Source organism: Bacteroides sp. AF39-16AC, from assembly GCF_003602735.1.
Classification (GTDB): domain Bacteria; phylum Bacteroidota; class Bacteroidia; order Bacteroidales; family Bacteroidaceae; genus Bacteroides; species Bacteroides uniformis.
In genome coordinates, this window is sequence record NZ_QTLN01000014.1 from 28910 (window position 1) to 49867 (window position 20958).

Annotated in this window: 25 protein-coding genes; 3 read left to right on the top strand and 22 right to left on the bottom strand. The window is 47.1% G+C overall.

The annotated features are described in order from the left end of the window. Positions 1–84: 84 nt before the first annotated feature. The 3 genes from DW039_RS12585 to DW039_RS12595 are packed head-to-tail and all read left to right on the top strand — an operon-like array spanning position 85 to position 1030. Positions 85–360 (top strand): hypothetical protein, encoded by a 276-nt coding sequence (locus tag DW039_RS12585; RefSeq protein ID WP_004322070.1) that lies wholly within the window; start codon positions 85–87, stop codon positions 358–360. 7 nt (positions 361–367) lie between these two features. Beyond that, on the top strand, positions 368–640 hold the full coding sequence (locus DW039_RS20940; protein ID WP_004310164.1) for a hypothetical protein: 273 nt from the start codon (positions 368–370) through the stop codon (positions 638–640). A gap of 33 nt (positions 641–673) precedes the next feature. Next, complete coding sequence (locus DW039_RS12595) at positions 674–1030, top strand: hypothetical protein (RefSeq protein ID WP_004310165.1); 357 nt, start codon at positions 674–676, stop codon at positions 1028–1030. 117 nt (positions 1031–1147) lie between these two features. On the opposite strand, the gene DW039_RS12600 is transcribed toward DW039_RS12595, so the two are convergent. The 22 genes from DW039_RS12600 to DW039_RS12705 form a co-directional block, all read right to left on the bottom strand. Further along, positions 1148–3334, bottom strand: a complete 2187-nt coding sequence (locus tag DW039_RS12600) for a type IV secretory system conjugative DNA transfer family protein (protein WP_004310166.1) — start codon at positions 3332–3334, stop codon at positions 1148–1150. Positions 3335–3337: 3 nt separating this feature from the next. Further along, complete coding sequence (locus tag DW039_RS12605; RefSeq protein WP_004310167.1) at positions 3338–4075, bottom strand: DNA-directed RNA polymerase subunit alpha C-terminal domain-containing protein; 738 nt, start codon at positions 4073–4075, stop codon at positions 3338–3340. 13 nt (positions 4076–4088) lie between these two features. Beyond that, on the bottom strand, positions 4089–4745 hold the full coding sequence (locus DW039_RS12610) for a DUF1566 domain-containing protein (RefSeq protein WP_118356357.1): 657 nt from the start codon (positions 4743–4745) through the stop codon (positions 4089–4091). Between the two features lie 21 nt (positions 4746–4766). Beyond that, positions 4767–5279 carry a hypothetical protein gene (locus DW039_RS12615; RefSeq protein WP_007218151.1) on the bottom strand — a complete coding sequence of 171 codons (513 nt, stop codon included), beginning with the start codon at positions 5277–5279 and terminating at the stop codon, positions 4767–4769. Next, positions 5276–6121, bottom strand: a complete 846-nt coding sequence (gene traN / locus DW039_RS12620) for a conjugative transposon protein TraN (RefSeq protein ID WP_007218152.1) — start codon at positions 6119–6121, stop codon at positions 5276–5278. The genes DW039_RS12615 and traN overlap by 4 nt, the downstream gene beginning before the upstream one ends. Before the next feature lie 12 nt (positions 6122–6133). Then, positions 6134–6733, bottom strand: coding sequence for a hypothetical protein (locus tag DW039_RS12625; protein ID WP_007218153.1), 600 nt, complete (start codon positions 6731–6733; stop codon positions 6134–6136). A gap of 49 nt (positions 6734–6782) precedes the next feature. After that, positions 6783–7118 (bottom strand): hypothetical protein, encoded by a 336-nt coding sequence (locus DW039_RS12630; protein ID WP_004322067.1) that lies wholly within the window; start codon positions 7116–7118, stop codon positions 6783–6785. Between the two features lie 12 nt (positions 7119–7130). Continuing rightward, positions 7131–8276, bottom strand: coding sequence for a conjugative transposon protein TraM (gene traM / locus DW039_RS12635; RefSeq protein ID WP_004310172.1), 1146 nt, complete (start codon positions 8274–8276; stop codon positions 7131–7133). A 10-nt stretch (positions 8277–8286) separates the two neighbouring features. Next, entirely contained in the window at positions 8287–8769 is a 483-nt protein-coding gene (locus DW039_RS12640; protein WP_004310173.1) for a DNA N-6-adenine-methyltransferase, read from the bottom strand. Positions 8770–8783: 14 nt separating this feature from the next. Further along, the gene (locus tag DW039_RS12645) at positions 8784–9155 is read right to left on the bottom strand and encodes a hypothetical protein (protein WP_004310174.1); all 372 of its coding nucleotides are present in this window, start codon (positions 9153–9155) and stop codon (positions 8784–8786) included. Between the two features lie 12 nt (positions 9156–9167). Next, the gene (gene traK / locus DW039_RS12650; RefSeq protein ID WP_004310175.1) at positions 9168–9782 is read right to left on the bottom strand and encodes a conjugative transposon protein TraK; all 615 of its coding nucleotides are present in this window, start codon (positions 9780–9782) and stop codon (positions 9168–9170) included. Positions 9783–9788: 6 nt separating this feature from the next. Then, positions 9789–10178 (bottom strand): hypothetical protein, encoded by a 390-nt coding sequence (locus DW039_RS12655; RefSeq protein WP_004310176.1) that lies wholly within the window; start codon positions 10176–10178, stop codon positions 9789–9791. A 29-nt stretch (positions 10179–10207) separates the two neighbouring features. Then, a complete protein-coding gene (locus DW039_RS12660) occupies positions 10208–11341 on the bottom strand; it encodes a hypothetical protein (RefSeq protein WP_004310177.1) in 1134 nt (377 codons plus the stop codon). Positions 11342–11355: 14 nt separating this feature from the next. Next, positions 11356–12126 carry a DUF5045 domain-containing protein gene (locus DW039_RS12665; protein ID WP_005777394.1) on the bottom strand — a complete coding sequence of 257 codons (771 nt, stop codon included), beginning with the start codon at positions 12124–12126 and terminating at the stop codon, positions 11356–11358. A gap of 68 nt (positions 12127–12194) precedes the next feature. After that, the gene (locus DW039_RS12670) at positions 12195–12965 is read right to left on the bottom strand and encodes a site-specific DNA-methyltransferase (RefSeq protein WP_004310179.1); all 771 of its coding nucleotides are present in this window, start codon (positions 12963–12965) and stop codon (positions 12195–12197) included. Between the two features lie 204 nt (positions 12966–13169). Continuing rightward, complete coding sequence (locus DW039_RS12675; protein ID WP_118356356.1) at positions 13170–13895, bottom strand: hypothetical protein; 726 nt, start codon at positions 13893–13895, stop codon at positions 13170–13172. Beyond that, the gene (locus DW039_RS12680; protein ID WP_118356355.1) at positions 13892–16423 is read right to left on the bottom strand and encodes a hypothetical protein; all 2532 of its coding nucleotides are present in this window, start codon (positions 16421–16423) and stop codon (positions 13892–13894) included. Before DW039_RS12680 ends, DW039_RS12675 begins: the two co-directional genes overlap by 4 nt. 4 nt (positions 16424–16427) lie before the next feature. After that, complete coding sequence (locus DW039_RS12685; RefSeq protein ID WP_004322062.1) at positions 16428–17066, bottom strand: hypothetical protein; 639 nt, start codon at positions 17064–17066, stop codon at positions 16428–16430. Then, positions 17066–19777, bottom strand: coding sequence for a helicase HerA domain-containing protein (locus tag DW039_RS12690; RefSeq protein ID WP_005777401.1), 2712 nt, complete (start codon positions 19775–19777; stop codon positions 17066–17068). Before DW039_RS12690 ends, DW039_RS12685 begins: the two co-directional genes overlap by 1 nt. 110 nt (positions 19778–19887) lie before the next feature. Beyond that, the gene (locus tag DW039_RS12695) at positions 19888–20181 is read right to left on the bottom strand and encodes a hypothetical protein (protein ID WP_004310185.1); all 294 of its coding nucleotides are present in this window, start codon (positions 20179–20181) and stop codon (positions 19888–19890) included. A gap of 13 nt (positions 20182–20194) precedes the next feature. Beyond that, a complete protein-coding gene (locus DW039_RS12700; RefSeq protein WP_004322059.1) occupies positions 20195–20572 on the bottom strand; it encodes a DUF4134 domain-containing protein in 378 nt (125 codons plus the stop codon). Between the two features lie 61 nt (positions 20573–20633). Next, positions 20634–20957: a DUF4134 domain-containing protein gene (locus tag DW039_RS12705; protein ID WP_004310187.1), complete on the bottom strand. Its 324-nt coding sequence runs from the start codon at positions 20955–20957 to the stop codon at positions 20634–20636. Position 20958: the final 1 nt, after the last annotated feature.

Consider the following 20958-nt stretch of genomic DNA (forward strand, 5'->3'; position numbering starts at 1 on the left):
AAGCATCTGTAAATCCCAAGCGGTTCAGACAGAATATAGAACCGAACAGAGGGAAGAAAAATAAATCATTAAAATTTCATGACAATGGACAACATCAAAGAAAGCAAAGAGTACAAACTTGCCAAAGAATGGGAAATGGCAGTGAATAGTTTTAGTTTCAATCCCAAGCGTTTTGCAGCCGCTATACCTGATATGCACCCCACACTGCAACAGAGCCTCTATAGATTGTTTAAGGAGTGCATCATTGTGATGGCGGATGAGACACGTCGCTATGATGACCGCAATCGTGCATCACATGAAGAAGCAAAGTGTCTTATGGAATACCTCAAGACAAATGGAAAGCATATCCCATTAAAATAACAAGCGTATGAAAACACAAGAAGTACAATTTGGCGGCAATAACTATCCTTGCCGTGTGGTGGAATCCAACGAGGGTGAAGAACTCCTTATCGGCTCGATTACCTTGCTTGATGCCCTTCAGCCCGGTAGTTTCAACGATGAAAACGAAGGCTTCGCAAGCAAGGAAGCCGAAAGAATCTATGATGAGGTTTTCTTCTTTACCGACATGGCAAACCTGCGACTGACAGACGTAGAATTGGTTGCCGAACTGAAAAAGGACAACCCGGAATGGTTCGAATAAAAAAACAATAATCATCTTAAAAATAGCATAGTTATGGAAAAAGAGTATGTAATACAAATAGCACAGACCATTCAAGAGCAGTTGATAGGACTTACCCCTATGCCCGTCCTCATGTCATGGGGTATCGCAGAGTTTGCAGCCACCATCTTCAAAGACCTGCCTGCACTTCGTATCAAAGTAAACGGACTGTTACACACCGGATACGTCATTATTGCACTTAATGGGTCGGACTATTATGAGGTATATCTGTTGAAAGGCAAAGATGCAGAGTGTGTCAATGAAGAAGTTTGTTACAACGAGTTAGGGGATGTCATTGACAGGGCAATTGAATGCGGTACTGACAAAGAGGAATACGAAAAAATTGCCATCAGCAACTCACCCAATTATTAAGCAGGTAGCTCTCCTGATAAACCAGAAGAAGAGATTAGTTAGTAGTAAACCGCCAGTACGATTGTACTGACGGTTTTTGTTGTTTTTATTTACATTATATGTCAGACAGCCGGATTTTTATTTCGCGTTGCGCTTATTTTGAACGTCTTTTATCATCTCTTTCACATCTTGCCCCACTTGTACGAAGTTTTTATATAGGATGCGCTCCCGTTCCTCTCTCGACTTGAAAGTGTAGAACTTCGGCAGCGGCACATACGCCGCTTCTTCTTTCTTGATTTCTGCCATATCAAAATCTGTTTTGCAGAAGAACTTTGTAGTCTTGAACTCTTCCGATTCTTGAATATTCATTGAACCGCCCATACCTGTTTTCGTCTTCACAAAGTCCCGTGCCGTCTGACCGCATATCCATCCGGTTGCCATATCCGAGATTTTCGAGGCAGGCACAAGGTTATCCATATTCTCATTGAGATTGATACTTGTTTTGTCCCGGTCAATAGTCACGCCTTTTTTGACCTGGACCACCTTGCCGAAGATGTCATTGGACAACCATTCCAGCGTTTCTTTGGCACGTGCCGAGCCGCTTACCACATTACCTACCGTCGTAATGATCTTTTGCATACCTACCTTACCATAATCGGCTTCCAGTTGCGGTAGTTCCTGAAAGCCGAGCGTTACACTCACCTTATTGCTTCGCGCTGTACCTATCAGACGGTCTATTTTGTGAAAGTAGAGTGTCGGTAACTCGTCCACTATAATACTCACAGGAATATTTTTCCCCTGCCCGGTATTCACACGGGTAACGAGACGGTTTAGGATAAGAGCGTTCAATGCACCGATGATGGATTCCATTTCCGGGTCATTTGCAATCAGCAGGTAACTCGGATTCTTCGGGTCACTCACCTTCAGGTCGAAGTCATCGCCATCCCGGTGGAATATCCAGTAGCTCTCTTTGGTTGCCAGACGCGAGGTATAAACACGTAACGTGCCAATCATACCCTCCAATTGTTCCATTGCCTTATTTTTGAAAGCTGTCTGGAATGGACCAAGCAGCGGAGCAACCTCATTGTCAGTTTCCAGTACCTCGAAAATCGTCTGATAACTTTCATTCAAGAATGACAGAATATGTGGCATGTCCGAATACTTTCCCAGCCAGTAGGCAGGTTCCACGATATTGCCGCCTTCACGGTCGCGCACGATACCTGTCGGTTTCCAGAATTTGGTCTGCGGATCTTGCTGTCTTTCCGCATATAGAGGCTTGCCGTTGGCATCGTAGGGTTCACGTTCATAATTCACGAAGAAGTAGATACAAGCGGCAAGGAAGTTTACCGCCGAGGTTTGGAAGAACTGGTCGCTTCCGCCGCCTCCCTCTTTCTTACCCTTTTGTAGGCTTTCCAATAATGTTTCCGCCGTTTCGCTGGCCGCCGCAAGATTGTTGATGTACTTTGCCTGAATTGGATTCACCCGACGGCTGTACTCCACATCCACAAAATTAATCATGTTGAACTTGCACCCTTGGGGTACTCTGCCCAGTTTCTCGTTCTTCTTGTAATGGTAGTAGAGCTTGGTCGCCAATGTAGGAAACTTGTAGTCATACACCACCATGGCAAAACCTTTGGCCGAATGCTGTCGGATAAACGGCTCTATGATACTGAAAGTCTTACCCGATCCCGGTGTTCCAACTACCCATGTTCCTCGAAAGCAGTTGCTTACAGAAATCCACCCCTTACGGAATTTACCCTTATAGTAGTATCGCATGGGGATATTTACGCTGTATTCATTCTCGACTTTTTCTTCACATTGTTCAAAACTTTCATTCTCGAAGTTGAAACGGTCTTTCATCAATCCCTCCTTGATGAACTTTGAAATGTTGTCTAATGCGATATGTACCAGTACTACGCCAGCAATGGAGGCAATCATATAGAGAATGATATTCAGAGGTAAGGTATAAAGCCTTGTTTCCATCGTATGGCCGAACAGCCATACGGAGAGTACGAGCAGCAATAACCCACTCGTCAATGGATACACCACCTGCCGGCGTGCGTTGAACTCCAGATGCTTCTTGTTCCGCGTTCCGACACAAGTGATGCAGATAAGCAGTACCGTTGCGATTTTGCTGTACACAAGATTGCCGTCGTGGTAAATCATCCATTGTTTGATGCGTCCGTGAATGTCGGTCAGTATGCCGCCCCAGTGGTCGAGCATTGCAGGGTCAATGGCATATTCAAAGAACTCCAGCAGCACGGACACATATACCACTGTGCGGAATATTTTATAGAACCCTTGCAATTCCTTACTTTCTTCCATAAGTCAGTCTGTTATTAGTCCTTGTTTTCTACGATACCAATGATTACCTACTCTGATTACATCCATACCGAACCATGCACCATTCTCGTTCAGTTTTGTTTTTATCTTATCAAGTGTTACCGGACCGATACCCCAGATTTCCATGAGATATTGCTCGTTAAGATGAATCAGGTCTCCGATATATAATATTCCATGAGATTCAAGATGGCTTTTGATGGATGGGGTAATACCCAAACTGAATACCGGTTCCGAGAGATAGTGTACTTCTTCTGCCTGAATGTTATTCAGGGCTATTTCAAGCCCCACTTTGATTCTTTTGAGAGAATCAAGGCGTTCTTGCATCTTTTGGATGACAAGCTCGTCTTGCTGTATCTCATTGCGTAATTGGGTTGCTCTCTTTACAAGTTCGGCATTACTTCTTTTCAACTCTCCGTTAATATCCGCCATTGACAGATTACTTGTTTCAAGCTCGTTTCGTGTGCGGTCTAATTGCGTGACAAGTTCCTCCAGTCTGTCGGCATGACGCTTCAAGATTGAATTTTTTTCATTATCGGCAGTCATTTCGTCCAAAAGGTAGCCGAACCTTTTAATTTGAAAATTAATATCTTCTTTATCCGATGCTATGGAATCTGCGAGTTTTGCCAGTATTTGTCGGCATGAATTACCTTTCATGGACTTATACATGAGGACAATTCCCAATATCATCAATGCTATGCTGAAAAATATATCCGTATCTTTCATATCTTTCTATCTTTTATTCGTTTATGGTAATTATGGGGCGTACTCTGTGCGCCTGTACTTTAGGTGTTTCCTGCATTGCACCGCTCCCCATGGAATAGAGCCATGCCTTGGCTGTCTGTTGCTTTTCGACTTCTGTGGATGTCCAGTACCAACAGTCGTTTTCATCCAGTGGTAACGGCTCACCGCCACATTGTTCGATGACAGGGTTGATTATCTTTCGCATGGTGTAGAGCAGCCGCATCTCTGCCACGGACGGTACATAGGCACTCTGCCCGTACCGCCATAGGTCGAAAACCGCTTCTGCCATTGGCGAAGCGGTTTCTTGTGTATCATACAGTGCGAATGTATTCTCATTGCCATCATAAGCCATGATGTCAGCCGATGTGCCTTGTGCGATGCCGAGGCTGTCGGCGAATGCCTGTGGAGCAATGTCCCACAGGTAAACTGCATAACCGTCCCCCTCCGTATCTCCGCATTTTTCGGTATCGAAGACCACCGCTATCGCTTTTTTCCCCGATTGTTCATATTGTGCGTAAGGCAAGGCTGTTCCATCCTCGCAGAGGATATGTCCTGGACGAACTGCTGTATCGGGTACGTCTATATGCGTGTCACAGGCAGCGCAAAGCACGGCAGCCGTTGCCGCTGCCACCAAATGTATCTTTCGTATCATATTGCTTTCTTTTTTGTTTCCCTATTTTATAGGTAGTTTCACACCCAGCACGACACCTGCTCGCAGCACGTCCGCACCTTTTATCATCACATCGCTTTTCACTTGCCAATACAGTGTCCATCCGGCCCGTAGCACATAGTTGTGTTCGTAACCGAAGTGCAGGCCACCGAGGAACTTATTCATGTCGCTTCCGGCTGAAGCTCCGATACGCAGACTGCCATAGTGGTTGCGTCCCCGCGTCATGCACGGCTTGTAGGCCACGCCAAAACCGTAGCTGCGGTAGTTTCGCCAAAATGATTCCGGGCAGATATGCCCGCACGAAGCGCACTCTGCCCATTGTAGATAGCCGTTGACGAAGAACTCCCACATATGGCGATAGTTCATTTCGTGTTCGTAGGCGAGCGTTATATCCATGCCGTTCTTGTAGAGTAGTCCTGTGCCAAGCGAGAGGCGTCCGCTACCTTGTTGTGCATTTGCACTTGCAGCGATACACACGCAGGTAATTATCACGATGATTGTCTTTTTCATAGTCATTCCTCCTCCAATAAATCTGCATGGAACGAATCTGCCGCCAGTATATCCTCATAGTCGATGTTCAGACTGATGTTACGGCCACTAATCTGTTTCTCCGTCATTTCGATGGTCAGTAGCTTGTCATTGGGAAAGGTCATCTTTTTCACGACAATCACATTCCGATAGCCGTGTCTGAATGTCTTGCCCGATTCCAGAACCAGGGCAGGTGTCAGTTCGATAGTCTGTGCGTTGGTTGCCTTGGCGAGTTTCTTGTCTGTCAGCTTTATCCGTATCTCATCAATGTCAAAACGGATGTTCGTCTTGTTCTCGATGGAAAAGTCTATGAAGAAGTAGTCACCCACCGAGTAGATATTGTTCAGACGCATCACCATGCGGTGTGCTTTGGTAGCTACGTTGCGGATTTTTGCAGGTGAGTTCCAGATGCGCCGTGCATGATGTGTCATGTCGGCAGTGGACATTGAGACTGCCGGATTGTTGTACGCATTACGCTCTTGTAGCAATATCTCCTTATCTGTTACTGCCTCTTTCATCCTTGTGGTATAAATCAGTGCGTATTGTGTGCGGTATCGTTCCGTCACAATGGTGACGATGGCGAGTATTTCACCATCCTCGTGTCCGCTTTCCTTGGGCTTTAGGCGAATGATGTTGTCAATGGGCTGATCGCCCGCCACCTTGTCAGTGGAAATATCCACGAAACGCACCGGTTCCGATGCCGTGATGACAGTTGTTATCTGTTCGTTCACCGTCAGTTGTTCCATTTCTTCGTAGGTAGTTTGTGCGTTAGCTTTCGGTAAAATGGAAATACCTGATAGAAGCATAATGCCAAATAAATTCCTTTTCATTGAAATACAGAGTTATAATTGAAAATTCATGATTGCTTTATTCTCTTGCGAATTGATATTTGCCTTATCTGGGATGTCATCCTGCATACAACTTGGAGATTTGTCCGTAACATCTATCTGTTCGAATATGATTTGTTTCGGAAGTATTTTATGGCAGAAATAGCTGCTGTTGAACGGTACGTTTTTCCCTTTTCCGAACTGAATACGTTTATCGAACATGAGTAATTCCAGATCAGTATTCTGGAAAAGTCGGCAGGGTGCTACGTTGTTCAGCCAATAGTTGGACATCAGCAAGGCGAATGGTTTTCCGAGTTTCAGACAGCGTTCAAAGACTTCCACCTTCCGGCTGAAAGGAGGATTGGATACGAGTATATCCCATTGGGACGGTTCATAGTTGAAAAAATCCTGTCCGTTATAGATATGGGAATACACGACATGGAAACCGGCATCCTTGAATTTCTGCACAAACTCACTGCGCTTCGTATCGAAAGGACACCAGACTATCTTGCCTTCGGGTATATATTTGATAATGGGTAATACACCATATCCCGGTGTATATTTTTCATCTGTCGGATTCCCGTATAATTTTTTTAAGTAGTTTGAAGATTTCATAGGCACATGATTAAAAATATTTATATTGATTTCTTTTCCCTATTTCGCTTCATTTCTTTATCTGCCTGGCACGCGCCCAAGTACAACGTCCCGTCCGGGTCATTTGGATTTCACATTGCCAAAGAGTGCCCTTCTCCACTGTTTTGAAATTAACATTCCCGTATCTTGGTCCGTAAAAACCGGTATGTTTTTGAAAAGCGAATAAGGCAATCCTCCGTCTGTCTTCTGTTCGGAAGTTGCATATTAGGGCAAACTGCCCTCTGTGATGCCACCATTCGGTACTCACAAGTTTTCCGATAAATGTTTCGGCTTTATTTGGGGCTATATAGTCCGCATAATAAAGCCCATCCGTACCTTTGTGATATTCTGATAAATCTGTTTCCATGTCATCATCATTTTAATTCCTTTTTTCCTGTCCGTTCACTAAATACACGAAAGTTCCGTATTTCAACTTGACTTTGTTTTTCTTGATAGCTTTGCTAATGGCATTGCTTGTTTTCTGGTAGGCATTGTTCACCGCCTGCATCCCCCATTGTGCAAGGCTGTTTCCTGTTGTACTTCCCATACTCATGTTCATATTGCCCGACATTGCCCCGCTTGCTACATCCTTGCTCGTTTCCCGGAATTGGCTGTTGGGCACATACAGCCCCTCCATGCCATCTGTATCATAGAGTGAGAGACTCACTTTCACCAATTCGTCATTCACGAGGATGCTGCTGATATTACCTTTCACGCGCCCGGATGAGAATCCGCTTACCGTAGCGTACAGGTATGTTCCCCTTGCTATCACACACTCGCCAATCTCCACATCGTCAAGCAGGCGCAACCTCACGCGCGAGCCGTCCACCGCTTTGATGTTCTCGTCAATGATGGCTTGGATGAGTTTCGGTTCACGGACATTCTTCGACAGTGTGTTAAAGTAGTCCGAGGTTGTCTTCACCTTGCGTACCACCTCGCTGGGCGGTTCGTCCGCTGATGGCGTTTTCACAGCCCGGCTCTCTTCGTTGATGGTTCCGGAGGCTGCTGCTCCTTGTGGTGGAGCAATGTTGGCCGTGTCCGTTTCTGCCGGGGGTACAGTCGCGTTTTGCCCTCTCAGTCTCGCCTCTGCGAGTGCTTTTTCCAGTTCGGCAAGTGCTTCCTGTTCTCGTGTCTTGGCAGAGGCAATTTCCGCTGCCGCAGCTTTTTCCTGTTGTTCTTCCGTGAGCAGGTCGATGTCGTCCTGCGTGTATTTCGATTCATACTCTTCCTTGTTTTTATCGGGTTCTTCCCGGTCTATGTTATCTACAGCGGAGTAGTCTTGTATCTTACCCCATGATTTCGCCATATTCTCGTATTTGCTGCCTATGCCATCGTCCTTGATCTGTGCCCCCGGCAATTCGGGGTTCAGGAACTCCGTCGTCTGCAACGCCTTGTCTTGTATTTCTATCGTTTCTGTCTGAAACAGGTCGAAGATGAAATAAGACGTGCCGAGCAGGGGGAAATAAAGGATGGCGGGAAGCATATATTTCGGCTGGCGAAAATTGATTTTCTCCAATATCTTCATTATACATCTTTTAATTGAGTTGTACATATTTGCCTTCAATGGCACAATTTCTCAGTATCTCTGCGTTGTCTTCTCCGAAAGCTAATAGGATGCTACCGCGACTGGGAGAGTCACCTCGTGCTCCGCCTGGTCGGTAGAATCGGATGCGGTGGCGTAGGAATTTCATTCCCGTCGCTTTTGGAAAGATGACGTCCTGAAACATTTTGGAATCGCAACGGTTGAATAATAATGCAATGCCGTTGCCATGTTCTGCCAATTTCCGGACGAATAGCTCGATAAGAGGACGCGAATAGGGAGGATTGAGCCACACACGCCCTTCCCATATCTGGGACAACCCATCTATGTTCTGGTCATACATGACCTCGGCAGTCGGCCACAACGGATGGATGGGAGCGCAAGGGTCAAGGTCGAATTTGCCCAATGCGTCCAGTATCTCCTTTGGCGTGTACCATTCGTCTGACGAACGGACTGATTTTTCAAGCCGTGTATTCATAAGTACTCTTTTTACTATGGTTTGTCCCCTCTGTTTTTATGTTCCCTTATTTCGACTTCCTGCAACAGCTTGTGCCGTTCCCGAAGCACTGAATCCTGCTTTTCCGTCGCCGTGCGACTTACCGGACTGTGTCTGTACACAGTTACCAAGCGGTAGGCGTTCCATACGAAAGCTCCGATGACGAATGTAAAGACGATGACCAGAAACAGCGTCCGGTGTGCGTTGGCAAAGCCCTGCACCTTGGCCGCCGCTTGGTCGATGCGTGTCGCCTTGGCGAATTTATGCCCGGCCTGCACCTCTCGCTCGTAGCGTTCCTTGTACTGCGGGTCATCTTTGTCCGGCATCTTCTCGCCGAACAACATCCGTTTGAATCCTTTGATATTCATATCTTTGGTGATTTAATAGTTACTCTTTGTTTTTTGCTCGATATCTTTGTTCAGCAATGTGCGCCAGTTTACTATGAGCAGTCCATGCGGATTATTGTCCGTTCTCGGCACACGTTTAAGTTGCCCTGCCGTAACCAGTTCGCGCATCAGGATATTACTCCGGCGCTCGATTCGCTGCCGACCATAGTAGGTGAACTCCATATTCTTTTTGTCAAAGGAGATACTGTCACAGAATATCGAGAACACCGCGCTCGTACCCAATATATTGGAGTAAAATCCCTTTTCCTTGAGGGTATTGTACTGTGCCAGTCCCGTCTCATCGACCAGGTACATCGCTTTTTCCATCGTATAGCGGATGTATTTGTCGTCCGGTGCGAGAGTAAAAAAGTAATGGTGGAACATTTCTACGTGGCTCTTGGCCTCCACGTCCAGTGTTTCGTCCATCGTCGTGCGGGTTACGAGTATAGGTACATTTCCGTCCAGCACATACACCTTTTTCTGCGCGTCCGTCACCATTGTCCGGGCAGTCCAGATACTTGATACGCTGATGATGATACACCCTGCAAGAAAAGCAGTGCAGATGATGCCCACCAGTCGGATTTTATTCTCCAAATGTTTGATGACCATATACCTTTATTTTTTCTTGTTAGACAATCGTGTGTATTCGTCATGTAACATTGTCATGACTGTATCATGCAACTCCGTCAGAAATTTTTCGAACTTCCCGTCAAAAAGCTGTGTGTAATCTTCCCGCATGATTACATGCACGAATATCCACCAGACACGGCGGTTTCGATTCTTGGCATTTTTCTGCAATTTGACCAGTTGCAGACGATAGGTAAGGTAAGTCATCATAGGGACAATATATCGGTTGTCCCATGTAATGGCTTCGTCCAGTTCTTCATATTCCGGATCAATTCGGTGGTTAGGTGCATAAACGAGTTCTTCGCTTATGCGTTCATTTGCATAGTGCACGAAACGCTCGTTCCTGCACCATTTCTCAATTTTCTGTTGTACATTCATCTTTTGGATATTTAATATTAGGTTTATCATTATCTCATCATCGAGCCGATACCGCCCGTAGCCGTCATTTTGGCCTGCTGCGCCACACCTTCTCCAAAGTTCCGTGTAGAGAAGGCCGTGTCGCCTTCAGGTATCATCCATGCTGCCAAGTCCGGCACGAGGTTTAGGCATTTCAGTGCCACGATACTTGCCGCCATCAAGTAGCCGGCGGAGAAGAAGCTGTTTTGCAAGTAGGCCGCCATTGTCTGTTCGCTTGCTGTGATTGCCGTCAGGTTTTCTACCTGTATGCACAGTACAATGTCGAATAACAGTAGCACATAGAAGCCGACGAAGTAGAGCATTGCACCATAGAAATGTACTGTCAGATACCTTATAAGCCACTTCGCCCATGCACCTTCCCATTTGGGCAACAGCGAGAACGCCCATTGTATAGGTCCGAATATTGTTAACATGCCCAGTAGGATTTGCTGGCAATAGATGGTTGCCCACCATCCGATACGATACACAATCAGAGCGATAAGCATGATGATTTTGTCGATACCTACGATGACTCCTGCCGTCAGTGAGGTAAACCACAGTTCGGCTGCGTCTTTCTCCATCTTCGTCACTTCGTCCACTCCGGTTTGTTCCATGGTCGCTTCTACCAGATTCGGGTCGGAGGTACCCGTGTGAGCGACATCTGCCTGTGCTTGCAAGCTTTGGTACATCGTGTCACGTACATGGATAAGTTGCTGCACTTCCTCGAATTTGTCCGCTATTTGGGTGGCTTCTGCCTCGTACAGATCATGCGTGTACGAGCCGATGCAGTTCGGGATGTAAGACAGGAAGTCAAGGAAACACCAACTGCTCCCACTGCCAGCCATACCCGTGTCTGCTGGCGGATACCACCAACAGAGGATGATTGAAACAGCCAAAGGACGGAACAGCTTCAGCACATCCAGTGGCTCATGTTTCACCATCATCTTGTACGCCATTCCCGCTGCCATCACAATAGCGAACAGGGCAGCCAGTGCCATGCACATTTGTAGTATCCACCAGAACGGTCCCTGCGAGCCGGTAAAAGTCGCATCAGTCAGGAACTCGTTCGTTTGAAAAATCACATCGTCTATTTCTTCTTCAAGGATATTAATACCGAAATCCGAGAGTATATTTCCGTCTGCCATACGTTTTTGTTTTTTCAGTTCCCTTTGTTTACTGTTTCATCTCCGTCGCCGCTGCCACCCGTGTTATTGCCTGATTGCGGGCCGCGCACGGCAAAGCGCGATTCGTGCCATCGGTTCACCGCATCGCGGACAATACTCTCCTTATCCAGAGTACGGTCAGCGGTAGCATTCAGTAGCGTACTTGTTATCGTAGTATTCTGCCGTTTGGCAAGGTAGCCGACAAGGATTTCGTTCTGTCGAGTTATATCTTCGTATATGCGCAGATACTCTTTCTTCCGCTGTGCGTTGGGCATATAGGCATCTTTCGTTGCATCAATGGCGCACTGGTAGATATGGTAATATTCCGTCCATCTGTCTTTATCCTCCGGTGTCCCCCCGACAGGCAAGATACGGTCTATGTTTCGTTTGAGCCGTACCATCTGTCCGTTGACCTTATCGCCTTCAGCGACCCATGCGATGTCCGCTTGACGGTCAGCCACGTTCAAGGCTTCTATCTTTGCCCGGCTCACCAATGCCGAGTCGATGGCTTCAGCTTCGTCCGTTTGGTTGTATAGGTTGACGCCCGCCAGTGTGCGGAACGACAGTTTGTTCTTGACTGCTGCCGACTTTTTATACTTGTTGTGCAGTATGGAATAGTAGAGGTCGGGCGAGAGTGCTCCCGTACCGGTTTCCATTACTGTTACTTGGTTTTGTTTCGGCGAATCGTGGTTATAGGTCACGGATTGTGCCTTTGCCGCCGTGGTTGCAATTATTGTAACCGTCACGAGTAAGAGTATTCTGTCCATATTTACTTTCGGTTATTTGTTATTAATCTTTCAATACTCAATGTGCTTCAATCAGTTAATCACCAGTATTATTCCACATTTCTTTTTATATTATATTCATTTCTAATCCTTTCCTCTCCCCGCAAGAAGTGCATATCATCCTTTTCAATACAAATACATTTTCTATTCGTATGAATACAGGCGATTGCAGTGCTCATGCTTCCAGAGGCAAAATCAAGGACTGTGTCACCCTCTTTTGTGTATGTTTTTATCAGATATTTCAACAATGCGACTGGTTTTTGATTAACATGAATCGTTTTGCCCTCTGATTCCGCAGTTTTAAAATATTTCACACTTCGTGGGTATCTCGTTCCTTTGTTTTCATTTCTGAATGTAGGATTTGGTACCTTGTTTACTCCTGTCCAGTTACTTCCTCTCTTTGTACGATTCTCATAAGGCTCACCTTCCTCCATGATTGGATAATAAGGAGTTCTGCCGTTACAAAAGATACTGATTAGCTCATGCGCTTTTAGAGGTTGCTTTTTAGCAAGAAGGAAATTGCTTGCTTTTGACTTTTCCCATACCCAGTCATATTTAAATTCGGCTAAATTGCCACAGCGTAAAAGGCTGCTGAACGGTTCGCTGCCAAATAAAGCCGTAGGCGCATTATCCTTTCTCACTCTTCTAATCTCCTCCCACATTTTCGAGAATGGTATTATCTTATCCCATTGCGAGGCTGTAATTCCAAAAGGTGGGTCGCATAGAACTAAATCAATACTTGATTCTGGGAGAAGAGGCATTACTTCAAGGCAATCGGCTTTATATAGCGTAATGTCTTTTTCAAAAACGATCTTTTTCATTACATCTTTTATTAATGTCCATTTGCCTCTTGGTTATAGGCCAGATAGACTTGTTTGTACTTAAAGTTTCTTTCTCTGTTTGTACTTCTCCGAACATTCAGGACGAAACGCTTTTCCTGCGTTTTAAGATATTCCTTATCAATTTCGGTACATAGAAGTCATAATCTAACTTGTGGCATTATTTACCTCCTTCCTCTTTTACCGTCAATAATCCAGTCGTCCCGCATTGCGCCATCGTCCGAAAGCACCGTCAATAATTTCCCGTTTGGTACGTTCCCGGTAAATCTTCGATTTCCAGTAGCCGATACGTACCTGTATGTATCTCCATGTCTCGATGTATGCCCGGTTCAAGTGTTGCTCAATGCTGTCCAGCGACTTGTTCACGGACTCCAGTACCATAAGCAGGTCGCTGGTCGAGCAGGCCGCTGCGCCCGTGGCATACAGCACGAGGTCGCTCACCGACTTATAGAGGTGTTCGCCCTCGTTGGCGATGTCCCGTATTGCTTTTTCATTGATAGTCAGTATCAGTGCGTCTGACGGCCCGATGTTCCCATGTTTCAGGATTTTCTCATGGAAAGCCTCCAGCATGGTCTTATAGTCACCGATACGGTCACTTACCGAACTGTAGGTATCCTTCACGTTCAGCACCGTCCGCAGGGACTGGTACATCACGTCGATGACATCAAAGGCACGGGTATAGCGGTCAAGGTCGATATTTACTTCCTTGTATTTGCCCGTCTCCTCACGGCTGTACTCGTGCAGCAGTTGGTTGCTGTATTCCAGCGTGCTTCGGGCCAGCAACAGGCTGCGTTGTTTTTTGTGGTCATTTATGTACGCTTCCACCGACACGATATCGAATGTCCATTGGCCCTTGGCGACATCGGGTAGTAGCGCAAGCAACGTAATGGCTATCAGTATAGTGCGTTTCATGGCCGTACCTCCTTTCTGCCACTTCGGGATGTCCGTGCGTTTTCTACCCAGCGGTCATGGCACTCTTCCACGAGTGTCAGCCTACGCCCCTCGTCCGTATCGAGTTCCGGTAGCACATCCTTCAGTACGTCGATGATGTTCCGCTTGTAGTGCATCATCTTCTCCAAGGATACGAGGTCGGCGTATATTTTCGTGATACGTGAATCCACTTCTCGTGCGATTTCGAGGCGGTCACTTGACCAAAGCAGGTGGTACACGTCGCTGTTCGGTACTTCTTCCATAGGTTCTGTACGGGCATACTCGGTAGTGATTTTACAGTTGGGATATTCCCGTGCGATTTCCGATATGCGATTATTCACGATTTTAGTCTTTTCCTCGTTCGACAGGTTCGGATCGAGTGTCAGTACATCGGCAACGTGCGTGTCTGTGTATGCCGAAGTCAATTCCCAACTGATTTGGATAATGGCACGGTGAATCTTGATACCCAGAAAGTATTTCGGCTTCCGTGCGATAGAAATAGTCGCACGGAACGTAATGATACCATTGATGTTCGGCATCGTCGCCTTACGGACGAACGTATAGCCGCTCCATGTACCTCCGTCCTGCCAAGTGAGGCTATAGGCTGTCTTGCAATCCTGCATGATAGCCGGTAGGCGGTAGTAATCATCTGTCGGCACATCGTTCTCTGCTTCCGCTTCCTGCTTCGCATCTGCGTACTCCTTCTGTTTTTGTTGCCACTCGGCAAGTTCGCTTTTCAGTTCCTCGATACGTGTCCGGTTGGAGTTATATTGTTGCCGGTAAGCTGCTGCGTCTTCCACGCTCGCCTCGGCAATTTTTTTCAGAAGGTCGGCGTTTTCCTTTTCCAAGGCACTAATCTGAGATTGAAGAACGGCGACTTGATTGTCCGCTTCCCGTATCAGTGCGTCCAGTTCTGAAAGGTCCAGTTCGTTCTCCGTTACCGAGGTCTGCATGACACACTCTTTGGAGTGGGCATCCAGTGAGCCGCCACACTTGCGACACTTGTATTGTGTCGAGCCTTGCCCCAGCGTCGCCCCGTCTGAACAGGTTACACTGATGGTCACGCTTTCGCATCCCTGCAATTTTGCGGCGTCCGTCGCCTGATAATAGTTCCGTGCATCGGATGCTATGTAATAGACATAGCCTTCCTCGTTGTCATTGAACTCCGAGAGGCGGGCATTGAGCTGCGCTTTGAACGTATTCAAATCCATCGAATAGGAATTGAAGACATCCTCATAGACCACCTCCGTCCGATTCCAACTCTGTGTCACGTGTATCTCGTAGGCGTATGCCTTCTTTGTCTGCTTGTTACCCTTACTGATGATATAGGCCTGTTGTCGGGTATTGATAGTATAGGTGTAGCCATCGTTGCTATTGTTGAGCTGTTGCACTCGGCTTCTTGACCATCCGGCATACCGTTCTGAATTGGCGAGGGCCTGCTCCCGTTGCGAAGCGTTCGGATAAAATCCCGGATCACTCGTGTTAAAGCGTGTCCATGCGCCCCCGTTCAATATGCTGTTGTCGTCTGTCGGTGGGTAGTAGTCGCATAGAGAAATGCTTCCTTGATCACGCCGTGCGATATACCACCGTTGCGTGTAATAGTTCCCGACAGCATTGTCCATATAGTCGGTCATCCACGATGTGAGGTCGTAGTTGCTGAAATTGAACAATGCGGCCACGCTATCCTGACCGCCCATCATGTCGATTAGCAGACTGCCGATGTCATGTTCCGCCTGCTCGAAGAGAGTACCGTAGTGTTCATACAGGTTGCCGATTTCATTGACTTTGCCACCCAACAGGTCATGGAACGCACTACTTTGCAGTAGAGCGTCACCGAGGTTCTCCATACCTGATGTTGCCAGCCCTACGCCCATGTTATAAAGGTTGTCAATGTCGCCCTTTAAGTTCTCAATCGTGAAATTGCCCGGCACTTTGGTAAAGTTGTCCAACATCCGTTGCCAATCGGTACCGCCCAGTTCTGCGAGGTTCAGCAAGGTGGCAATGTCACGGTCAATTTCCAGAAAAGCGATGTCCGAGAACGACAGCGTGCTGTTTGTCACCACACTTTCGAACTGCATACACAGGCTCTTCGTATCGTCGCACACTTTCATCAGGTAGCTGCCCCAGTGGATTGCTGTTTGTGGTGAGCGCAGCATCAGCTTCGCCACCACCCATATTTTCGGCATGATTTTTTCTGCCACCATGTGGTAAATTCGACGATAGTAGTAATTTTCCGTGCTGCTGCACCAGATGCCAAGGTCGGACAGAGCCTTGTGTTCCAAAAATTTGGAAGAAAATATCCCTGCTGCCGCCACTTCTGCCGCTGTATAGTGTTTCAGAATATCATCCACCTGCTCGCGGTAGTAGCTTTCGGCTACTGCCTCCGTGCCGAATGCTGCGGCCATGGCCGCCACGGTACGAGCGTCATAGTTCACGCTGTAATATTGTGCGTGAACATGCTGTGTCAGGGCAGGCAATAGGATAACCCAAAAGATAAACAGCCGTTTCATCGTTTCAGACCTCTTTTATGTATTCCGGTTCCTTGTGATTGAAATACCACCGTTCAGATTCGATACAATTCTCCGTGACAAGTCGGCAGAACATATCATGTATGATGGTAGTATCCTTGATGGCCCTTTTGATCCGGGCTTCTTGGGAGCCGAACCATCTCAAAAAGAAAGGCTGGTTTAGATAAGTTTCGCGCACGGTCTGATAACGTAGCCATCCCAAGTCACTTAGTCTTTTTTCACTCATCGGACTACTGTTCAGTTCCCTGAATAGTTCTTCTCGAAACCTGTTTTCATCGAAGACAGGTTTGCTGTTACATAGCCTGTCGCACATATCGTAAAACTCCTTTTCTTTGGGGTTTTCTTCATAATACCGGTTCAAATACGCTTCCAGTTCTACATCGGACATACCCAACCGAAGGGAATACTCTGCCAACAACCGTTCGATGGCGGCTACTTTGTCCGGTGTCATGTCATCCATGCGGAGCAGGTTCTCCTTGGACAGCATACAAAACTCCCGGAGGGACAAAACAGTGAGTTCCGGATTGCTGACAGAGATTTGTTCGCGCGTCAAGCTGCTTTCAAACCCCATCATATTTATCCCGTAGCCCAGTGACAGGGTGATTAAAATCCTTTTCGTTTTCATTATGATGTTATTTTAGTGGTTAAGTTCAGTACACATCCCGCTTCATTAACTTTCTGCGCAAACGGCAATGCCTTGCCGATACCGCTGGTATTCCAGTCGCGGCAATATGCCTCGATAGCCTCTTGGTGGCTGCATTGTAACTCGCGCTTGTAAAGCTTCAGAGCCTCTTTCTCCGCTCGTTCGGTCGTGTAAGTCATGTAGCACTCGCGCGGTTCTTCCACGCCATAAACACCGCTGGTCGTGCCCCGACGGATAAACACCTCGCGGAAGAAGCTGCGTCCTTCCTTGTTTTCAAGGCGGTTAATGGTAAAAATTTTCTTACAGTCCACGTCTGTTAGGCCAAGAATCGTCTTGATGGTGTCGAAACGTTCCTTGAATTTGCTCTGGTCAAGCAGCATCACCACATCCGAGTTATTGATGATGGCCTCTTTCACGATTTCGCTGCCGATGATGTCTTGTATTTCCTGTGTCACCACGCCCACACTGGCCCAGAATTTACGCGCTGTTTTGTACATAAATTTAATGTACTCCGCCATCAGCGGGCTGGCGATGGCTTTCCATGCTTCCTCGATGACAAGGACTTTGCGGTTCTTCTTGATGCGCATTTTTTGCAAGAAAACATCCATGATAATCAGCGTGACCAAAGGAAAAAGCAGCGGGTCATCTTTTATGCTGTCGATTTCGAAGACCACGAACGTCTCGTCGAACAGCGAGCTGTCCATGTTCTCGTTCAGCGTTTTTTCGTGGTTGCCGCCCAAATAGAAGTCCTTCATCATATAGCGGTATGTCGAGAGGTCGATGCCCGTGATACGGTTCTCCTCACAGATATCCGGGATGCGCTGCACGGAATATTCATAGAAAGAGTTGAATGACAGTTCCTCCACTTTCAGTTCCTTGCGTCGGCCCTCTATCTCGTCAATGATACCCTCGATGCGGACCGCGCGTTCCCGTTCGCTTTCGTGCCGCTTCTCACTGCTGTTGCGGTCATCAATAACGAGGCTCTTACGCAAGTCCTCACGCTGTTGGGGTGTGAAGCCCTCGAAACCATTGAAGTAGGCGTCGTAATATTCCGTGATGACGTGCTCTATCAGACGGTCTTCCGTCTTTGTGACCGTTCCCTGCGTACCTTTCCAGATAAGCAAGACGAGGTTTTTCAAGAATCCCGTTTTTTCTACATTCATCTCTTCCCGATTGATGCGGAACGGATTCATCGTGATGGGCCGTTCCTCGGTATAGCTGATATACTTGCCGCCGAAATACTCGCATAGCCCCTCGTATGAGTTACCCGTATCGACCATTACCACGTCCGTCCCCTGTTCATGCAACTGGCGCACGACGGAGTTCATGTGGAAACTCTTTCCGCTGCCCGAAGGCCCCAGGCAGAAAAAATTCGAGTTGTCGGTCAGCTTGTTCTTTCCCTCTTTTCCCGTGATGTCGATAGCTACCGGAACACCTTGACGGTCAGTATAATAAATTTTTATCGGCGTTTCCTCACTATGCTGCACCCGTTCCTTGTACATCAGGCATACCGCAGCGTCGGAGAGGGTCAGAAAACGGTCATATTCCTCGTTCAGGCTGTAACAGTTGCCCGGAAATGAACTGACGAACAGTTCCAGTTGGTTGTATGCACGCTTACTGATATGTATGCCCATGCGCCCAAAAGCGTTTTCCAAGTGATTCGTGCATTTTTGAAGGTCGGTGTCGGCAGGCACGCCCACCACCATGTTGAAGTGCGTGTACACGAGCAGTTTGCTTTCACGGGCTATTACGTCCTGTACCTGCTTGATGTCCTCTACGGCCATTTGGTTACTCGGATTGGGTATGCTTGCGTGCCGGTTCTTCTTTTTGTCGAGTAATGCCAGTTCACGCTTCTGACTGGGCAGGAAAATAATTTGGTTGTACACCACCGTTTCTGCGTTCGGAATATTATCCACCACCGAGACAAGATCCACTGGCATCTCGGTATTATTCACCTCAATATTGGTATAGGGACGTATCAGCGAGGGGAGTGCGGCGCAGTCCACGTCCACGAGGCTGTACACCTTACAGCGTTTGTCACCCATAGATACCGTTTCGTCGTCAGCCTTGACATTCGTCATCGAGACCGTACGGTCTTTGAAGTTCATCGCAAAGTAACGGTCCACATATTCGCTTGCCTCGGCTTTGTTCAGGAATTTCACTTGTACACCGCTGTCGCGTAGTAGGTCTCGAACCTTATAAATCTTCACGAGGAAATCGCGCCATTTCTTGCTATCGTAAGAGAAAAGACGGCTCTTCTTGGCTTCCTGTGTGATAGTCAGATAGCAAAGGCTGTCCGTGTACGGACGCCCATTAAAATAACGGAAGTACGATGCCGAAAGAAATTCTTGATTATGCTCCGGCTCCTTCGCGAACTGTTTTCTCACGAAGATGTCCTGTTTGTGTAAGGCATATCCTTCGCCCAGTGTTTGCGCAAGGGCAGAGAATAGATGCGTGAAATCGTAATAGCTGTCAATGTCCGCCGAATACTTCTGTACCGGATTTTCGATTTTTAAGACGGCGGAATATTCACCCGTCTTGGTGTACAGCACACCCACACCATCTGTATCTTCCACAGAGAAATAGATATTCTGAAAGATGTGCTTGCGCTTGCCGCCCGTACCGAACGTATAGACTGACAAGGCCATACCCGTACATAGGGCGATGAAAAATAAAATGATATATAGGGTCATTCCGATATGCGTTCATTAAATAGGGGCAGGTCTGCCTCGGCTGGAGGCGAACCCGCCCGCGTTCAACAATCAATCAGCCACACACATTGCCGTGATGGTTTTTCTTATAGTCATACTTTGTGCGAATAGGCATACACATACACTCCACGTTTTACATTTTTGCTGTGCAGCCCTTTTCGCTGTTTGAGGATGATAAGCACGATTCCCGCAGATAAGACAGTTGCCAATACGACCAGTCCGGCCACAAAGCCCATAAGACAGTAGGCGGCGATAAAGCCCACAATGGCTCCACCAGCCACGCCTGCCGCCCAATAGATGTAGCGACCTTGTAATCCCATCAGCTCCAAAGGCCGTTGTAACCCCTTGAACAGCGGATAATCCGGATAACGTCCGTCATTAATCATTTCCCCTGACTGTTTATGCGTTAATTCCGAAGAACAGAGGTAATGCTTGGGCTGCCGCAATCAAGAAAAGGCACGCCCCAACTACCATCATAATCTTCTTCTTGACATCCTGTTCCTCGTTGTTCATGGCGATATACACCGAAATGGCTCCGATGATGGCCACGACACCAGCAATGGCATAGCAGAGTTTGACCATGACAGGAACGTATTTCACAATTTCCTCCGCTACGGTTGATAGAGCTGTCGTACCGGCCGAGTAATCGCCTGCCGTACTTTGAGCCATAGCAGGTATGCCTCCCAACAGGGCAATGATTAACATTCTTACTTTGGTGGAAACTTGCATGATAGTTTTCTTTGCCTTTCGGCACATTCTTTTAAATTTCTGAAACATATTTATTACATTTTTGTGGTACTCTTGTTTTTTGAATTTATTTTACACTTCTGTCAGCCACCTATATGCGGTAGCCGAAGAAAGCAGGGAACACGATTGAAGCTCCAATGATGAAGAGGCACGCACCGACAAGTGATACGATAGACTTCACCACGCCGTCCTCGCCTGTGTTCATTTTGATATAGATCTGGAGCGCGGCAACGACTACGAAAACCGAGGCGACAGCGTAGCAGATGTACAGCACGTACAGCATCATCGTCACCACGAAGTCGTGCATCGTTGCCAGTGCGTCTGCACCCCAACTGTAGTTTACGCTGCCACTTTTGGCGAATGCCGCATAAGGGACAAAGCACAGTGCACATAATATTTTTTTTGCTTTCGACATT

What these genes read in the sequence shown, in the direction of transcription:
- DW039_RS12700 (WP_004322059.1), bottom strand. Translation starts at nt 20,572, where the DNA reads ATGTTTCAGAAATTTAAAAGAATGTGCCGAAAGGCAAAGAAAACTATC.
- DW039_RS12685 (WP_004322062.1), bottom strand. Translation starts at nt 17,066, where the DNA reads ATGAAAACGAAAAGGATTTTAATCACCCTGTCACTGGGCTACGGGATA.
- traM (WP_004310172.1), bottom strand. Translation starts at nt 8,276, where the DNA reads ATGAAGATATTGGAGAAAATCAATTTTCGCCAGCCGAAATATATGCTT.
- DW039_RS12695 (WP_004310185.1), bottom strand. Translation starts at nt 20,181, where the DNA reads ATGATTAATGACGGACGTTATCCGGATTATCCGCTGTTCAAGGGGTTA.
- DW039_RS12705 (WP_004310187.1), bottom strand. Translation starts at nt 20,957, where the DNA reads ATGTCGAAAGCAAAAAAAATATTATGTGCACTGTGCTTTGTCCCTTAT.
- DW039_RS12605 (WP_004310167.1), bottom strand. Translation starts at nt 4,075, where the DNA reads ATGAAAGATACGGATATATTTTTCAGCATAGCATTGATGATATTGGGA.
- DW039_RS12600 (WP_004310166.1), bottom strand. Translation starts at nt 3,334, where the DNA reads ATGGAAGAAAGTAAGGAATTGCAAGGGTTCTATAAAATATTCCGCACA.
- DW039_RS12665 (WP_005777394.1), bottom strand. Translation starts at nt 12,126, where the DNA reads ATGGACAGAATACTCTTACTCGTGACGGTTACAATAATTGCAACCACG.
- traN (WP_007218152.1), bottom strand. Translation starts at nt 6,121, where the DNA reads ATGAAAAGGAATTTATTTGGCATTATGCTTCTATCAGGTATTTCCATT.
- DW039_RS12645 (WP_004310174.1), bottom strand. Translation starts at nt 9,155, where the DNA reads ATGAATATCAAAGGATTCAAACGGATGTTGTTCGGCGAGAAGATGCCG.
- DW039_RS12615 (WP_007218151.1), bottom strand. Translation starts at nt 5,279, where the DNA reads ATGACTATGAAAAAGACAATCATCGTGATAATTACCTGCGTGTGTATC.
- DW039_RS12610 (WP_118356357.1), bottom strand. Translation starts at nt 4,745, where the DNA reads ATGATACGAAAGATACATTTGGTGGCAGCGGCAACGGCTGCCGTGCTT.
- DW039_RS12675 (WP_118356356.1), bottom strand. Translation starts at nt 13,895, where the DNA reads ATGAAACGCACTATACTGATAGCCATTACGTTGCTTGCGCTACTACCC.
- DW039_RS12595 (WP_004310165.1), top strand. Translation starts at nt 674, where the DNA reads ATGGAAAAAGAGTATGTAATACAAATAGCACAGACCATTCAAGAGCAG.
- DW039_RS20940 (WP_004310164.1), top strand. Translation starts at nt 368, where the DNA reads ATGAAAACACAAGAAGTACAATTTGGCGGCAATAACTATCCTTGCCGT.
- DW039_RS12625 (WP_007218153.1), bottom strand. Translation starts at nt 6,733, where the DNA reads ATGAAATCTTCAAACTACTTAAAAAAATTATACGGGAATCCGACAGAT.
- DW039_RS12670 (WP_004310179.1), bottom strand. Translation starts at nt 12,965, where the DNA reads ATGAAAAAGATCGTTTTTGAAAAAGACATTACGCTATATAAAGCCGAT.
- DW039_RS12680 (WP_118356355.1), bottom strand. Translation starts at nt 16,423, where the DNA reads ATGAAACGGCTGTTTATCTTTTGGGTTATCCTATTGCCTGCCCTGACA.
- DW039_RS12690 (WP_005777401.1), bottom strand. Translation starts at nt 19,777, where the DNA reads ATGACCCTATATATCATTTTATTTTTCATCGCCCTATGTACGGGTATG.
- DW039_RS12640 (WP_004310173.1), bottom strand. Translation starts at nt 8,769, where the DNA reads ATGAATACACGGCTTGAAAAATCAGTCCGTTCGTCAGACGAATGGTAC.
- DW039_RS12630 (WP_004322067.1), bottom strand. Translation starts at nt 7,118, where the DNA reads ATGGAAACAGATTTATCAGAATATCACAAAGGTACGGATGGGCTTTAT.
- traK (WP_004310175.1), bottom strand. Translation starts at nt 9,782, where the DNA reads ATGGTCATCAAACATTTGGAGAATAAAATCCGACTGGTGGGCATCATC.
- DW039_RS12585 (WP_004322070.1), top strand. Translation starts at nt 85, where the DNA reads ATGGACAACATCAAAGAAAGCAAAGAGTACAAACTTGCCAAAGAATGG.
- DW039_RS12655 (WP_004310176.1), bottom strand. Translation starts at nt 10,178, where the DNA reads ATGAATGTACAACAGAAAATTGAGAAATGGTGCAGGAACGAGCGTTTC.
- DW039_RS12660 (WP_004310177.1), bottom strand. Translation starts at nt 11,341, where the DNA reads ATGGCAGACGGAAATATACTCTCGGATTTCGGTATTAATATCCTTGAA.